This is a genomic window from Nostoc sp. JL34, from assembly GCF_017114945.1.
GTDB lineage: Bacteria > Cyanobacteriota > Cyanobacteriia > Cyanobacteriales > Nostocaceae > Nostoc.
On sequence record NZ_JABXKQ010000057.1, the window covers coordinates 64777 to 79098 of the forward strand.

At 43.7% G+C, this 14322-nt stretch carries 16 protein-coding genes; 9 read left to right on the forward strand and 7 right to left on the reverse strand.

Going from position 1 to position 14322, the window contains the following annotated elements:
* Positions 1-56 precede the first annotated feature (56 nt).
* From HWQ44_RS12335 to HWQ44_RS12345, 3 genes are all read left to right on the forward strand, one after another.
* A complete protein-coding gene (locus tag HWQ44_RS12335) occupies positions 57-623 on the forward strand; it encodes a hypothetical protein (RefSeq protein ID WP_292718853.1) in 567 nt (188 codons plus the stop codon).
* A gap of 394 nt (positions 624-1017) precedes the next feature.
* Positions 1018-1257, forward strand: a complete 240-nt coding sequence (locus HWQ44_RS12340) for a hypothetical protein (protein ID WP_292718854.1) — start codon at positions 1018-1020, stop codon at positions 1255-1257.
* A gap of 63 nt (positions 1258-1320) precedes the next feature.
* Positions 1321-1578 (forward strand): hypothetical protein, encoded by a 258-nt coding sequence (locus HWQ44_RS12345; protein ID WP_292718856.1) that lies wholly within the window; start codon positions 1321-1323, stop codon positions 1576-1578.
* A gap of 111 nt (positions 1579-1689) precedes the next feature.
* Here HWQ44_RS12345 and plsY read toward each other — a convergent pair whose 3' ends face one another.
* The 4 genes from plsY to HWQ44_RS12365 form a co-directional block, all read right to left on the reverse strand.
* Positions 1690-2373: a glycerol-3-phosphate 1-O-acyltransferase PlsY gene (plsY, locus tag HWQ44_RS12350; RefSeq protein WP_292718858.1), complete on the reverse strand. Its 684-nt coding sequence runs from the start codon at positions 2371-2373 to the stop codon at positions 1690-1692.
* Between the two features lie 107 nt (positions 2374-2480).
* Positions 2481-3755 carry a DUF3086 domain-containing protein gene (locus tag HWQ44_RS12355; RefSeq protein WP_292718860.1) on the reverse strand — a complete coding sequence of 425 codons (1275 nt, stop codon included), beginning with the start codon at positions 3753-3755 and terminating at the stop codon, positions 2481-2483.
* A 250-nt stretch (positions 3756-4005) separates the two neighbouring features.
* Positions 4006-4422, reverse strand: coding sequence for a DUF3119 family protein (locus HWQ44_RS12360; RefSeq protein ID WP_292718862.1), 417 nt, complete (start codon positions 4420-4422; stop codon positions 4006-4008).
* Positions 4423-4483: 61 nt separating this feature from the next.
* Positions 4484-5278, reverse strand: a complete 795-nt coding sequence (locus HWQ44_RS12365; protein WP_292718863.1) for an MlaE family lipid ABC transporter permease subunit — start codon at positions 5276-5278, stop codon at positions 4484-4486.
* A 479-nt stretch (positions 5279-5757) separates the two neighbouring features.
* Here HWQ44_RS12365 and HWQ44_RS12370 point away from each other — a divergent pair, with 479 nt between their 5' ends.
* The 5 genes from HWQ44_RS12370 to HWQ44_RS12390 all read left to right on the forward strand — a co-directional run bounded on the left by HWQ44_RS12370 (position 5758) and on the right by HWQ44_RS12390 (position 8470).
* Positions 5758-6054, forward strand: a complete 297-nt coding sequence (locus HWQ44_RS12370) for a hypothetical protein (protein ID WP_292718865.1) — start codon at positions 5758-5760, stop codon at positions 6052-6054.
* Between the two features lie 544 nt (positions 6055-6598).
* The gene (gene sppA / locus HWQ44_RS12375; RefSeq protein WP_292718867.1) at positions 6599-7420 is read left to right on the forward strand and encodes a signal peptide peptidase SppA; all 822 of its coding nucleotides are present in this window, start codon (positions 6599-6601) and stop codon (positions 7418-7420) included.
* Between the two features lie 124 nt (positions 7421-7544).
* Complete coding sequence (gene aroH, locus HWQ44_RS12380) at positions 7545-7958, forward strand: chorismate mutase (RefSeq protein ID WP_292718869.1); 414 nt, start codon at positions 7545-7547, stop codon at positions 7956-7958.
* 165 nt (positions 7959-8123) lie between these two features.
* Positions 8124-8285 carry a hypothetical protein gene (locus tag HWQ44_RS12385; RefSeq protein ID WP_292718871.1) on the forward strand — a complete coding sequence of 54 codons (162 nt, stop codon included), beginning with the start codon at positions 8124-8126 and terminating at the stop codon, positions 8283-8285.
* Positions 8285-8470 carry a hypothetical protein gene (locus HWQ44_RS12390; RefSeq protein ID WP_292718872.1) on the forward strand — a complete coding sequence of 62 codons (186 nt, stop codon included), beginning with the start codon at positions 8285-8287 and terminating at the stop codon, positions 8468-8470. The genes HWQ44_RS12385 and HWQ44_RS12390 overlap by 1 nt, the downstream gene beginning before the upstream one ends.
* A gap of 21 nt (positions 8471-8491) precedes the next feature.
* On the opposite strand, the gene crtR is transcribed toward HWQ44_RS12390, so the two are convergent.
* Positions 8492-9382 carry a beta-carotene hydroxylase gene (crtR, locus tag HWQ44_RS12395; RefSeq protein ID WP_292718880.1) on the reverse strand — a complete coding sequence of 297 codons (891 nt, stop codon included), beginning with the start codon at positions 9380-9382 and terminating at the stop codon, positions 8492-8494.
* Between the two features lie 376 nt (positions 9383-9758).
* Here crtR and pyk point away from each other — a divergent pair, with 376 nt between their 5' ends.
* Positions 9759-11528: a pyruvate kinase gene (pyk, locus tag HWQ44_RS12400; RefSeq protein ID WP_292718874.1), complete on the forward strand. Its 1770-nt coding sequence runs from the start codon at positions 9759-9761 to the stop codon at positions 11526-11528.
* 144 nt (positions 11529-11672) lie between these two features.
* Here pyk and HWQ44_RS12405 read toward each other — a convergent pair whose 3' ends face one another.
* On the reverse strand, positions 11673-13454 hold the full coding sequence (locus HWQ44_RS12405) for a M61 family metallopeptidase (protein ID WP_292718876.1): 1782 nt from the start codon (positions 13452-13454) through the stop codon (positions 11673-11675).
* Between the two features lie 168 nt (positions 13455-13622).
* A complete protein-coding gene (locus tag HWQ44_RS12410; RefSeq protein WP_292718882.1) occupies positions 13623-14306 on the reverse strand; it encodes a Crp/Fnr family transcriptional regulator in 684 nt (227 codons plus the stop codon).
* Positions 14307-14322 lie beyond the last annotated feature (16 nt).

Sequence of the window (14322 nt, forward strand, 5' to 3'; positions counted from 1 at the left end):
ATCGCCATTTTTCCCATTTCCCCTTGTTCTATCTACCAATCTCCATATTCGCAACCATGAAAAAGAATATTAACTTGTCAGGAAATACCCCAGAGCGTTCTTATTTCCTATCGATAGCTTCCTTAATTTTCTTGGTTGCTATGTTCTTGTTGGTAGGTCGCGCTGTAGCTAATAATGCCGTTCTGCGTTCCATGTTTTCCTGCCAAGCACAAGGCTTAGGAGGACTAATACCTACGATCGATGTTTCATATCAGCAAGGAACAAACTTAAGCTTTATTACGGCTGGAGAAGTAATTAAAAAAGTTTGGTTAAACGATCCATCACAGGTAACTATGGATTTTGATGGCCCGGTATGTATGCAGTTTGGCCCAAAACCTAATACTAGTACCGGAGATTGTAAAAACTCCGCGGCGAATGTAATTCAACTTAGACGAATTAAAAAACTGGATATTCCTGGACTTCCTAATACTAGCAATACACTTTTAACAGTTATTACCGAAGGGCAAGGTAGAAACAAGTTGTATACTTTTCGAGTAATCTATGGAATAGATAACCCCGGATATCATACTTTAGCAATTTTTGCCGATCCTTCTGGGCAAGAAGGAGCTTGTGCTAGAAAATAACTAAATCGAGCACAGAAGTTTCCTTTCTACAAAAAGCGCTGAGGCTTATTTATGTCTGCATTATCATGGCTTTTCTAGGGAGTAGAAAGTGTTGTATTCCAATCAATTAAAAAACGCCATAACTTAACGTGAGTTCGACAAGTCTTATATGACCTCTCCCCCAGCCCCTCTCCGACGCCCAGAGGGGAGCAAAAAGCGGAATTTTTCTTGCCCCTCCCTTTCCGTTTCGGAGAGGGAGGCTGGAAAGAAGAGGTTCATCGAACTCACGTTAACTTAACCGTATCGCCTGACTCAGACCTTTCCAGCCGATATCTTTATAAATCTTCAGATAAAAAATAACCACAAATTTGGAATTTGTGTAAATATAAAGAAAAGCTTAAGAGGTTACAGACTCATGGTCACTGCCAAAATGATGCAACAGCTTTGGGCTGTAATCGAGTCTACCCAGGTCAACACCCTACTCCAATTTGACGATGCGGCTTTAATACAATTGCTTCTCCAGCAGTTAAAAGCGAAGCAGGGGCTTGATCCTCAGACAGATAACACCCTTAATACTTATATAAAATCTAAACTTCCCCTAATTCGCGATACGGCTGAAGGTCGATTATCTTTAGGGCAAGGCGGCAATCATTAGTACGAAAAATAAAATGATTGCTCACAGCCAAGCATCCGCTCAGAGTTCAAACAGTGCAATATTATGAATCACTGGCTAGTAATTGCCCTAGTAGCTTATCTAATTGGAGCAGCGATTGAAGGGGTGAGTACAGCCAGTCAGCTATCTCATTCAATGCCAGAACTAGCTAAAAGCACACAAGCTCATCCTTCAGAGTCTACCACTGGGTCTAGTTCGAGTTGGCGAGTTGTGGCCGCCATCGCCTCAGTAAGTATTTGTGGAGCTTTTTTGTGGCCTTGCCGCCTTTTCCACCGTTTAATTAAAGGTAACGTTCGTTCGTAAGCCTAAAACACCAATATAGTAATCCGAGAAGAACCTCTTCCCTAACCCCTCTGTGTTGTCGTCAGCCTGCCGTTAGGCAAGCAAAGAAGGGAATATTTGGTTTGCCCTTCCCTATGATGCTGTTTGTTCTGGTTCTGTCGCTACATTTTGTCCAATTTTCGGCTCTGTTCCCGCTAGTAGGCGTTCAATATTAGTGCGATGGCGCAAAATTACATATAACCCACCGGCAATCCCAAACAGAATATAGGGTAAGGGTTGATGCCAAAGTACCATGAAAATGGAAACTGCGATCGCACCTACAATTGAACTCAAAGAGACAATCCGTGATATCGCTACAACGACGGCAAACACACCCGCCGTTGCTAAACCTACCTGCCAACTCATTGCCAACAAAATCCCCAAGCTGATAGCAACAGATTTACCACCAGTAAACCCTAAAAAAATTGATTTACTATGTCCCAAGATGGCAGCTAACCCAGCTAAAGTTACCATCCACGGTCGCCACAGATTTATATCTATCGTTGGGGGGATATAATTTTGACTAGAGGCAAAATTGAACAGCCAATAAACTAGAGCGATCGCTAATACTCCCTTTAAGGAATCAAGTACTAAAACCAATGCTCCTGGCCCTTTCCCCAAGGTTCTTAGCACATTAGTTGCGCCAGTCGAACCTGAACCAACTGCCCGAATATCAATACCCTTTAACTGCTTCACAGCAATGTAGCCAGTGGGAAAAGAACCCAGTAGGTAAGCTATGACTACAATTGCTCCACATCCGGTTAACCAAATAGCCATAATAAAATTCAAAATGACGCTCAAAGACTCGCTAACGCTGCGCTAACAAAATTTAAAAAAGTCAAGAGTAATACCTCTTGACCAATAACTAATGACTATTGACTAATTTAAAAGTCGTCATCATAGTTTCTCACTGCTTTAGGGTCAGGAGCAAAGGCTAACCACAAGGGAAATTGCAGCAGCGACAAACTGATTTGCTCTTCTGAATCGTCAATGATTATTAAGGGCAGTTGATTGGCTTTCGTCAATCGGTCTGCTTTCTGAGCGACAGCATCAGATGCCTCAAATAATACCACACCTCGGTCTGGGCCGAAATCTGGGCGACCGATTCCCAGACAGTCTTGCAAGCCGCGCCGCCATTCACCTAATCGCTCTGGTGTATTAGCTAAGACTAAAGTACGGACGCGATCGCCATACAGCTTGTGTAATATCGAAATCGCAGCTGAGGCAATCAGAATATTTTGTAAGCGGCTACCCATTGTCCGCAAACCACCGCGTCCCCCTTGGGTAAAAAACCAGTTGGAGATTCGTTCAGCGTGGATTGGTTCAAAGGTACGACGTAGTTGCCACGGTGGGCCGTAGTAATCTGGTTTATTGCGGTATTGGTCAATTAGGCGGCGAATTTGCTTTGTAGTATCTTGAAATTGCTGTTGGGCAAATTGGGGTATTCCAGGTTGGGGTTCAACTGGTTTAGCCTCTTTTACAGGTGGTTTTTCTCGTTCCACCACACTTGGCGTCAATTGCAACTGCTCGGCGGCAGAGGCCAAATCCTGTAAGCTACCTGTGAGATAGTCTTTAAAACCCTGCACTCGAATTGCCAAGTCTTGGGATGCACCGGCAAAAGTGGTTCGCATCTCATTGCGGATACGTTCTTGACGGCGTTCTAATTGTTCTACAGAAATTTGCAGCGTTTGTTTGCGTTGTTCTAGCTGCACCAGCGACTCTTGTACGAGTCTTCCCAGTGAGGTTTGAGTTTCACTCACCTGTGCCTGAAGGTTTTCGTAAGAACCTTGCAGTTTGGCTATTTCTGCTTTGAGAGCAGCTTGGGTGTTCTGCAACTCTGCCACTCGCTGCTCTGCTTCGGCATATAATGATTGATTTCCTGCTCCTATTTCTGACCCCAGCGCGACATTTTCCGCTTCTAACTGCGCTACAAACTCGCCATTTGAATTTTCTGTTAGCTCTACTGTAGAATCTACCACTTCTGCATTGGAGATGAGTGGTTCAAAAGTTGCATAGTCTTCTGATGGGCTAATAGCTCCTGTTTCTACCACTGACTCAACAGATGGATTTACTGGATGTTCAACTGTATTGTTCTCTTCTTGTTTTTCTGCCAACCGCTCATCAATTGGTTCTGGGGTTTGAGATGCCTCTGGGTTCATAAACAATAGTGTAATTCCTATGACGCGAATAAATAGCTTTCAGAAATATTACAATTGACCTGCCATAAAAGTCCTGAGTCATGAGTTACGGTTTGCCCTTGGTGTCTTCTTTTAAGAGAAGTTCAGATGCTTGCAGCAGGCTGCGCCAACGGCGGTTCGCCCTTGGCGTTGCCGCAGGGTAGCCGCACTCGACTTCTCGCACTCGTTATGAGTCTAGAGCAAAACGACTCAGCATAGATGGCACTCAGCACTAAATACGCGGACAACGTTGTTCTAAGCAAGTTTTCAAGGTGTTGGGGTCAAATAAAATCGGCAAAAAGTGAATACTTTTAATTTCTTTAAAGTAAAACAGAATGGGGACTCTATTCCAGAATATCCGCCAGTTTTGCCATTCCTGGTAGGGAAAGCGCCGAATCAATTTTTCGCCTCTGTAAATATCTAAGTCGGTAGCGGTAAATTGCAAACGCAGCGTTAACGCCTGAAACATGAGAAACAAACCAAACAGTGTGAAAACGGAGCCTACCCACGGTTGTAGCAACAGTAGTGGAATAGCGGCAATTACCAACACTATAGGTATATTGTAACTAGGCTTGAGTTCCACAGTTGATGTGGAGTTAGAAGCAAATGAACTGGTCACAGTCTTAAATCCTGCTTTATTAGTAGGCATCTCTCCTATTTTAGGAGTTAGGAGTTAGGAGTTAAAATTCCTCACTCCTAACTCATCAGTTTTATAGGCCTATGAATGCACTGCCAGTTCCCTGAAACATTAACCAAGAAAGAAAGAAGTTGCTAACAAATATAATCAGCAAGGCAGTCACAACAGCAGTTGTGGTTGACTGTCCTACACCTTTAGCACCTCCTGTTGTCGTCAACCCCCAACTGCAACCAATTACAGCGATTAAAATACCAAAGCAACACGCCTTAATCATGGCGCTAAAAATATCCCAGATCCCAAGAAAGCTACGGGCTGAGTCTAGAAATACCGTATCAGACAGGTTGTAGATATTTGTCGCAATTATTAATCCCCCAAACATCCCTGTTACCAAAGACAGGAGGGTTAAAATTGGTAGCATTAAACAGCAAGCAAGAACGCGGGGAATAACTAGGTAATCGATTGGATCTGTTCTTAACATCAACATGGCATCGATTTGTTCTGAGACTCGCATAGTACCGATTTCTGCTGCAAAGGCAGAACCGACTCGCCCCGCCAAAACCACTGCTGTCAACACGGGAGCGAGTTCTCGTGTCAACGCTACAGAAAGCACTCCGCCGATAATGTTTCCTGCGCCAAAATTGATAAATTCTCGCGCCACCTGAATGGTAAACACTGCACCAACAAAAATAGCCGTCAATAGGGCAATAAATAGGGAATCTGGCCCAACTGCTGCCATTTGTTCTAAAGTGTTGCGCCGATGGATTTTGCCCCTCAATAGGTGAACTAGTACTTGCCCACCCAGAAAAATCGCTGCCAGCAGCCGCTGACTCCATTCTCCTAAACTGGATTTGGATGTAGTCTGGTTCAATGTTCTGTAGCTAACTCGGTAACTGCCTTAAGAATAGCGGAAGTCAACCCCTTCGGGGAATTCAAAATTCAAAATTCAAAATTACAATGTCCATAAATAAATTTACTTGCTCTGTATTCTTTTATGTTTTGGTCATAGGGAATGGGGCATTGCTTATTTCCCTCCTGTCCCTCATCTCCTCAAACGGAACTGAATATTAACTTAGATTAAAGATACTCTCAGAAAATTAAGCTGTTATTAAAGGTGCTACAAAGCAATAAATAGGTAGTAAGCTGGGCTAAAATCTTGATTTTCCAAGGTTTTTTCAGATTTAAGTCATTCTGGATATCCCCAGCATGTGCTGTAACTAGTAGCCGCTTCTTTTAATGAAAACTTAAGATTCTTGACAGATTGTCTGCTTTGGAGCGATCGCACGTATTGTAGAAATTGACAAACCGCTATCGGGCTATTGTCATCTCTACTCACGGAGTTTGTCCTAAATGACTATTTTCATTAACTTCCTCCGCTCCCTGCTACTCACGATTATTTTTAGTTTTGTCGCTCCCATGTTCCTCGTTGGCGGTGGATTGCTCCTTCTATCCCTCATCGGTCACTTCCCTGGCTTACAAGAGTTAACTGAGGCGATCGCTACTGAGATTATGCATTTTCTCGCCACCTTTGGCAGCGGAACTCCCCTACGTGGATTATTTGTAATTAGCTTGACCTGTACTTTCGTTGGGGCACTATTTGATATGTATGTTTATTACAGGTATCAAATTTTACGAATAAATTCATAAATAGTGAAAATAGCTTCGTCAGGTGCTTATGGGCTGGAGAAAATAGGAAAAAGTGATATTTTCAAAAGTGAAAGTACTACTGGTCTTAACTTAAGTAGAGATTAGTGTTGCTGAATGAATTTTTATGAATTAAATTGAGTGCCGAAGTTATTGATTAAATATTTATTATTCATTAGTTATTAGTTATTAATTACTAACAACTAATGCAGGTGCGCGATCGTAGTTAACCAATCCTCAAAAAAGTCAAAAAGCTAGAAGATTAAGGGTTTAGGAATTTTGAATCCAGCAAACCAGCTAAAATAGTTTGTACTAAATCATCACGTTGGACGCTAGACTAGAGTTTGGTATTTGGTGTTGACTGCAATCTTAAAGGACTTGATTAGCATTTATCGAGAATATCAAATAAAACTCACTGTAAAATATAAAAATTTCCTTAAAATCCTGATGAGTACAATGCCTGCTCATGTTTCTTAACAGAGGAAAGCAGGTCGTCTGACCGTTGGGCATCTTATATTGAATTTATTACGAGGTATGTTGACAGCTCATGATTTGGCCGTTTAAGCCCAAGTTTAAAAAACAAATTGCGCGGATTGAAATTACTGGTGCGATCGCCGGTGCTACTCGCAAACGCGTCCTAGAAGCCCTAAAAACTGTAGAAGAAAAAAAGTTTCCGGCATTATTGCTGCGTATCGATAGTCCTGGCGGTACAGTCGGAGATTCCCAAGAAATCTACAGTGCCCTGAAGCGTTTGCGCGAAAAAATCAAAATCGTCGCTAGCTTTGGGAATATTTCGGCTTCTGGAGGAGTCTACATCGGCATGGGAGCCGAACACATCGTCGCCAACCCAGGTACGATTACGGGTAGTATTGGTGTGATTCTGCGTGGGAATAACTTAGAACGCTTGCTAGAAAAAATTGGTGTTTCCTTCCAGGTAATTAAGTCTGGCCCTTACAAAGACATTTTGGCTTTCGACCGGCAACTGACTCAACCAGAAGAAAACATCCTGCAAGAGTTGATTGACACAAGTTATCAGCAATTTGTCCAAACGGTAGCTGATGGCCGTTCTTTAACAGTAGAAGCGGTGAAAAGCTTCGCTGATGGTCGAATTTTTACTGGACAGCAAGCCCTAGCCTTGGGTGTTGTAGATCGTCTGGGTACAGAAGAAGATGCCCGCCGCTGGACAGCAGAACTGGTCGGTCTTGATCCGGAAAAAACTCTCTGCTATACCCTAGAAGAACGTAAACCGTTATTGAGTCGCCTTCTACCAGGGAGTCGTCAGTTTTCATCAGGAATTGGGGCTGGTATTGATTGGCTCGAATTTGAAATGTCTACTAGTGGTTTACCGTTGTGGTTATATCGACCCTAATATGAGTTAAGAGTTAGGAGAGACGCGATTAATCGCGTCTGTACAGGAGTTATGAGTTAAAAATCTTAACTTCTCATTCTCAACTCCTAATTCCTCACTTTTGTGTTTTAAGGAGGATTTTGGCGTGGACTGGCAAATGCGGGCTATTCGCGGAGCAACAACCGCTTCAGAAAATACTGTTGAGGTAATCCGAGAGGTGGTGACAGAACTACTAGATGAACTGGAAAACCGGAATCAATTCCAGCCGAAGGACATCATTAGTGTGACTTTCTCAGTGACACGCGATTTGGATGCGATTTTCCCGGCTGCGATCGCTAGAGCGCGTCCTGGTTGGGATAATGTGGCCATGTTGGATGTGCAGCAAATGCACGTCGAAGGCAGCTTACAGCGCTGCATTCGGTTTTTAATCCACGCCTATCTGCCAGCCTCCGCCTCAATTCATCATATCTATTTACGCAACGCCGCTAGTTTGCGTCCCGACTGGAGTTTGCCTCAGACTTTACAAACATCACAACCAGCAGTTAAGTCAAAAGTGTAAATTATTTACGTCTAAGTCTAATAACTAGTTAACCCTCAAGTTATCGTATTGTATCAGTATTGAGTTAATTAGTTGTGACCGATCATTTTTGCAACTCAAGTTGTTGATAAAGAACACATAAGACTGAACAAATCTCAAATTTGAACCTTGTCAATTATGCCTAGAGTGACTGAGCTTCTAAATCAAATCTTTGAATGGGTGCAGCAGTATAACTCAGAAGAATGGCATAAAGTTAATTTAGATCCTGGATTAACTATCGAAGAAATTCAGAGCTATCTTGAGGGCAAATCCTTCACACTGCCAACAGAAATCATTGAACTTTATTAATGGCGCAGGAGAGTTTCACGGTTCTCCTGACAACAGACCAAAACTTGCAACAGGCTGGAGTTGCGGTCATTGTTCTGGTGGCATCTAGTAATCGCCTACTTGATTTGCTTCCATTGATACCCAGTGTTCGCAGTGTCTTAGCAACAATCGCTCCTAGTGTGGTTGTTGAAATAGCAGATTTTTGACGCGAGCTTCATACAAAAACTCTATTCTTTGTGATGATGAAGCCGAATTCCTAAAAAGATGTCGTAAACAAACTCAAAAAAGTCCTTTTTCTGCAACAATCCTGAAGTTTGATAACACCCTTTTTCATCTAACAGGGGCTTCATCACATAATATGCAGGTTGGTAATTATACCAAGGAATAGAAGGCCACAAATGATGAATTAAGTGATAATTCTGTCCCATAATCAAGATGTTGAGAATTGGGTTAGGATAAACGCGAGCATTTTTCCAGCGATCGCGCTCCGCAAAAGGACGATGGGGCAAATAGTCGAAAAATAAGCCTAGTGCTATCCCCACCACAAAAGCGGGTACAAACCAAAAATTGAGAATATAACCCAAAAAGTGGTATTGCACTGATATATAAACAATTGCGCCGATAATTAAACGGCTGATGAACCATTCTAATAGCTCATATTTACGCCACAATCGCCGTTGAAAGAAAAATACCTCGTGGTATAAAAACCGCACTGCAATCAGCCACAGCGGCCCACCCGTAGAGACATAATGATCTGGGTCGTCTTTGGGATGGTTGACATGACCATGATGCTGTAAATGCACCCGCGTAAATACTGGAAAAGCAAAAGCTAGCATCAAAGCGCTACCATGCCCTAACACCGCATTCATCACCCGGTTACGATGGGCAGATTGGTGACAGGCATCATGAATTACTGTTCCAGCACAATGCAAGGCAATGGTGTTAACGCTAAAGCACAGCCAATGCGGCCATTCCCAAAGCCAGTAACCAAAGTTGGATAACACCAGCATGGATACAGCTACAGAAAACAACAGCAGCGTCGGATTGAAATCACCAGGAGGCGCTAAAAATTCCTTAGGTGGGATTGTCAGTGGCTTTTGTGCCTCCGATGCGATCATCTCTAACATTGACTCCTTCTTGAGCAGACATTACGAATATACGATAAATATTAGTGAATGATGAAGTTTTGCAAAGTTTTATATAGCAAGATTTATCCACAGCTTTGCATATCAGCAGATGAATAACGCTATGATTCCAGACGAAGCCTAGTCTTTACTGATAAGTGAGGTATGACAATCGGCAAAAATATGGAATAAACTCCTTCGTGGGGAGGATGGATACAAGATTGATGTACTATATCTAGTCTATCCCACAGCCCCACTCTCCCATAAACCCTCTCTAACTGCTTATATCTTATTGATATAGCAGTGACTGAAAAGGAGATGCCACTTAAGTTACGATGACTTCCCAGATAGCTCCCTAACTTCAGCCCCTATGCAATTAAGAGATTCTCTGCGCCGGACAAAAATTGTCGCTACTATTGGCCCCGCTACTAGCAGTCCTGAAATGCTCAAGGCGATTATTGAAGCGGGAGCCACGACGCTACGGCTAAACTTCTCCCACGGAACTCATGCCGACCATCAGCGTAGTATTCGCTTAATTCGGCAAACCGCTTTTGAATTAAATCAGCCAGTAGCTATTCTCCAAGACTTGCAGGGCCCAAAAATTCGCTTGGGAAAGTTTGACAACGGGTCTATAGTTTTGGCAAAAGGCGATCGCTTCACCTTGACAAATCGTCCAGTGATAGGTACGCAAGAAATTAGCTGTGTCACCTACGATTATTTAGCCGAAGAAGTCCCAGTTGGGGCAAAAATCCTCCTTGATGATGGACGAGTAGAAATGCTGGTGGAGGAAATTAACCGGGACAAAGGTGATTTGCATTGTCGCATCACCGTACCTGGTAAACTTTCTAACAACAAAGGCGTAAACTTTCCCGGCGTTTACCTGTCAATTAAGGCAATGACTGACAAAGACCGAGAGGATCTAATGTTTGGCCTAGATCAGGGTGTAGATTGGGTGGCACTTTCTTTTGTCCGCAATCCCCAGGACATGATCGAAATTAAAGAACTAATTTCTAGTACAGGCAAGCAAGTGCCAGTGGTGGCCAAAATTGAAAAGCACGAAGCCATTGAACAAATGGAAGCGATTCTGGCTTTGTGTGATGGCGTGATGGTTGCCAGAGGCGACTTAGGGGTGGAATTGCCAGCAGAAGATGTTCCTGTGCTGCAAAAGCGGCTAATTGCTACAGCAAATCGCTTGGGGATTCCCATCATCACCGCTACTCAGATGTTAGACAGCATGGTGAGCAATCCCCGTCCCACTCGCGCTGAAGTATCGGATGTGGCCAATGCGATTTTAGACGGCACGGACGCAGTGATGCTCTCCAACGAAACCGCTGTGGGTAGCTTCCCTGTCGAAGCAGTGGCGACGATGGCGCGAATTGCCGAACGTATGGAGCAGGAAGAAGCCCAACACTTAAACTTACGTTCTGCCAGAGATGCCCGACGCTCCATTCCTAATGCGATTAGTCAAGCTGTTGGTCAAATTGCCGAACAACTAGGTGCAGCGGCAATTATGACCCTAACCCAAACCGGGGCAACAGCTCGCAATGTTTCTAAATTCCGTCCCCATACACCGATTTTGGCAGTGACACCCCATGTAAATGTGGCGCGGCAGTTACAGATGGTGTGGGGAGTCAAACCACTGTTGGTGCTAGGATTACCTTCCACTGGTCAGACATTTCAGGCTGCGATTAACGTGGCTCAGGAACTTAAGTTACTGTCCCAGGGAGATTTAGTAGTGATGACCGCTGGTACACTCCAGGGTATTTCTGGCTCTACAGATTTGATTAAGGTAGAGGTGGTGACAGCGGTACTAGGTCACGGAATTGGACTAGGACAAGGTTCAGTGAGTGGTCGCGCACGGGTGGCTAATACTGGCATGGATGTGAGTAACTTTAATCCTGGAGATATTTTGGTTGCACCCCGCACTAGTGCCGATTTTGTCGAGGCAATTCGGAAAGCTGCCGGAATTATTACCGAAGATGAAAGTCTCACAAGTCATGCGGCAGTAATTGGCTTGCGTCTCGGTGTACCAGTGATTGTCGGTGTGAAGCAGGCAACGCAGGTGATTCGCGATGGGGCGATTATAACGCTGGATCTGCAACGGGGTTTGATTTATTCTGGGGCTGTGAGAACGGCTTAGAAGCAGGGAAGCAGGGGAGCAGGGGAGCAGGGGAGCAGAGGAGCAGAGGAGTTGTAGTAAGTTTTATCCCCTCTGCCCCTCTGCCCCTCTGCCCCTCCGCCCCTCCGCCCCTCCGCCTCTTCTGCCCAATGCCGAATCCTTTTATCAAACAGTTGCGATCGCAGCCCCAAGCCATCCAGCAAAGTTTTGCTGCTGTCTGGAGTTAGGATGTTCAACAGGCTTTACCTGATATCTAGTTGGACGTGGTGATGCCAGGGTGATGGAATAAATACGGAGTTCATCTTGGTGGAAAACTGCAACTTCAATTTTATCGTTTGCTTGGTAATCTTTCAGGCGATCGCTTAAGCCACCTGCTGTTATCTTAATCCCATCAATTGCTAACAACTCATCACCTGCATCAATTCCCCCTACTTGTGCAGGTGAAGCAGTCTCCACAAACTTAATAATCTCCCGCCCATTCTCTGTATTTATTCTCATACCCAGGTAAGGTTCTTCTTGCTGTTCAGCTACCAACTGCAAGCCGAAGGGTTCTAAATACTGATTAAAAGGCAAATCATCAGTACTATCAATGTAGCGTTTAAAGAAATCAGTCAAATCGATTCCGGCAACAGATTCGATAACTTCCTGCAACTGTTCTGGGGTATAGCCAATTTCATCTTGCCCAAATTGCTGCCACATTTTCAGCATCACGTCATCAAGGGAGCGCTGATTGTGGTGAGTAGAGCGAATCAGCAAATCTAGGAGCAACGATACCATTTCTCCTTTTAAATAGTAGGAAATTTGGGAATTAGCGCTATTGGCATCGGGGCGATAGAGTTTTATCCAGGCATCAAAACTCGACTCAGAAACGGGTTGTACCTTGCGCCCCGGTGTTGTTTCATATCTGGTAATTTCTTTGCTCAAGTTATTCAAATACGACTTAACATCATAAATTCCCGCCCGCAAAGGAATTAACAAGTCGTAGTAACTAGTAGTGCCCTCACAAAACCACAATGATGGTGTGTAGTTTTCTTGGTCGTAATCAAAAACCTCTAATGCTTTTGGGCGAATTCGCTTGACATTCCACAAGTGAAAGAACTCGTGTGCAACTAATTGCAGAAAGCGATGGTACTTATCCTGAGTACGAAACCCAAAACGCTGGTAAATTAACGAGCAAGAGTCTTTATGCTCCAAACCGCCAAAAGCTTGGCTAAATAAATGTAGCAGAAACACATATCGTTCATAAGGCAAACCGCCGAACATCTGTGCTTCTACCTGGACAATTTTTTGAATATCAGCAATCAGTTGCGGAACTTGGTAATTACCTTGCCCCCAGATTGCCAGTTCATGGGGTTTTCCTAATACTTCAAATTTATACAATTGGTGGCTACCAATCTCAAAGGGAGTATCCACCAGAGTATCAAAATCGCCAGCCAAGAAAGTATTTGTTTCCTCAGCAACGGGTGGTAAAGCAGTAGTTACCTGCCATTCCGGCTGTGGTGGTACGATAGTGACGCGAATGGGTTGCTTATCCCAGCCTGGTATTCTAAAAAATAGTGCCGCACCGTTGAAATAACCGTGAGTGGTATCTAAGTGATTTGTTCGTACCGATAGCTCATTGGCAAAAATGCGATAACGTACAGTTAATTCTGAAATACCTATTTTGTCTATCTGCCAATGATTTTTACTGATCTTCCGCCAAGGTAAAGGCTCATCCTCTGCAAAAGCCTCAAAATCTTGTAAATTCTTGGCGTATTCTCGGACTAAATAGGAACCAGGTGTCCACACTGGCAGTTTTAAATCGAGAATCGGTGAGGAATAATCGACAAGGTGTAAAGTAACCTCAAACAGATGGGTTTCTGGTTGGGACATTGCCACCAGGTAATGAATCGTTGGCTCGGTTTCTTGGATGTAGGTATTGGGACGAATTGCTGTTGCTTCAGTCATCTTGTGTGCTGAGTTAATAATCGATGGGTAATTTTCCCCATCATGACAAATTTGCTTTTAACATCGCACACAAACCCTCTTTCGTTCATCATCATCCAAAATATCTGGCGTTAAACTTACAAATAAGCAACCTACGCGAAGCGTCTGGTAGAGAATCGGATCAAAAAATCACACTTTGCCAGCCAAGTTCATCAACTGTTTGAAGTTCACAAGATAAGTGATGTTGTTGGCATTGTTAATTTTGATCCACCCTTTTTCATGCAGCTTTTCCATAATTTTGGTGGTTTCTTCAACACCGATTTCTGTCACCTCTGCCAAATCTTTAAAGGGAATGTTAAAAATTTCTCTTCCTAAGTCTGATTCCTGACCATAGCTTTCACCTAAAGTCACTAGAGTATGAGCGAGTTTAACCGCTGGTGGTGAAGACCGCATTTGCAAGCGCACGTTAATTTGCCGCAATCGCCTTACCATCAGTTGCAACATCCTGTGATGTAACTGTGGATCTTTAAACAATATTTGAATAAACCGCTCTCTGGAGACACTAAGCAACTTCACGGGTGAAAGGGCAATCACATCAGTTGAGCGTGGAGATTCATCCAAAATTGCCATTTCTCCAAAAAAATCGCCACGGCCAAAAATTGCCAGAGCTACTGAATCTTCCCCGACGGTACGCCGGACTTTTACCCAACCAGAAACCACGAAGTAAACGGCGTTACCCCAGGCATCTTCCATCACAACAGCTCGCCCAGATGGGTATTCATGTTCAATTGCAACGTTGAGTAGCCATTCCAAAGTCTGGGGATTGGCTGTACTCATTAAGGGGAAAAGTTCACTAAAAACCTCAGTTAGCATGAAATATTTGCAACAA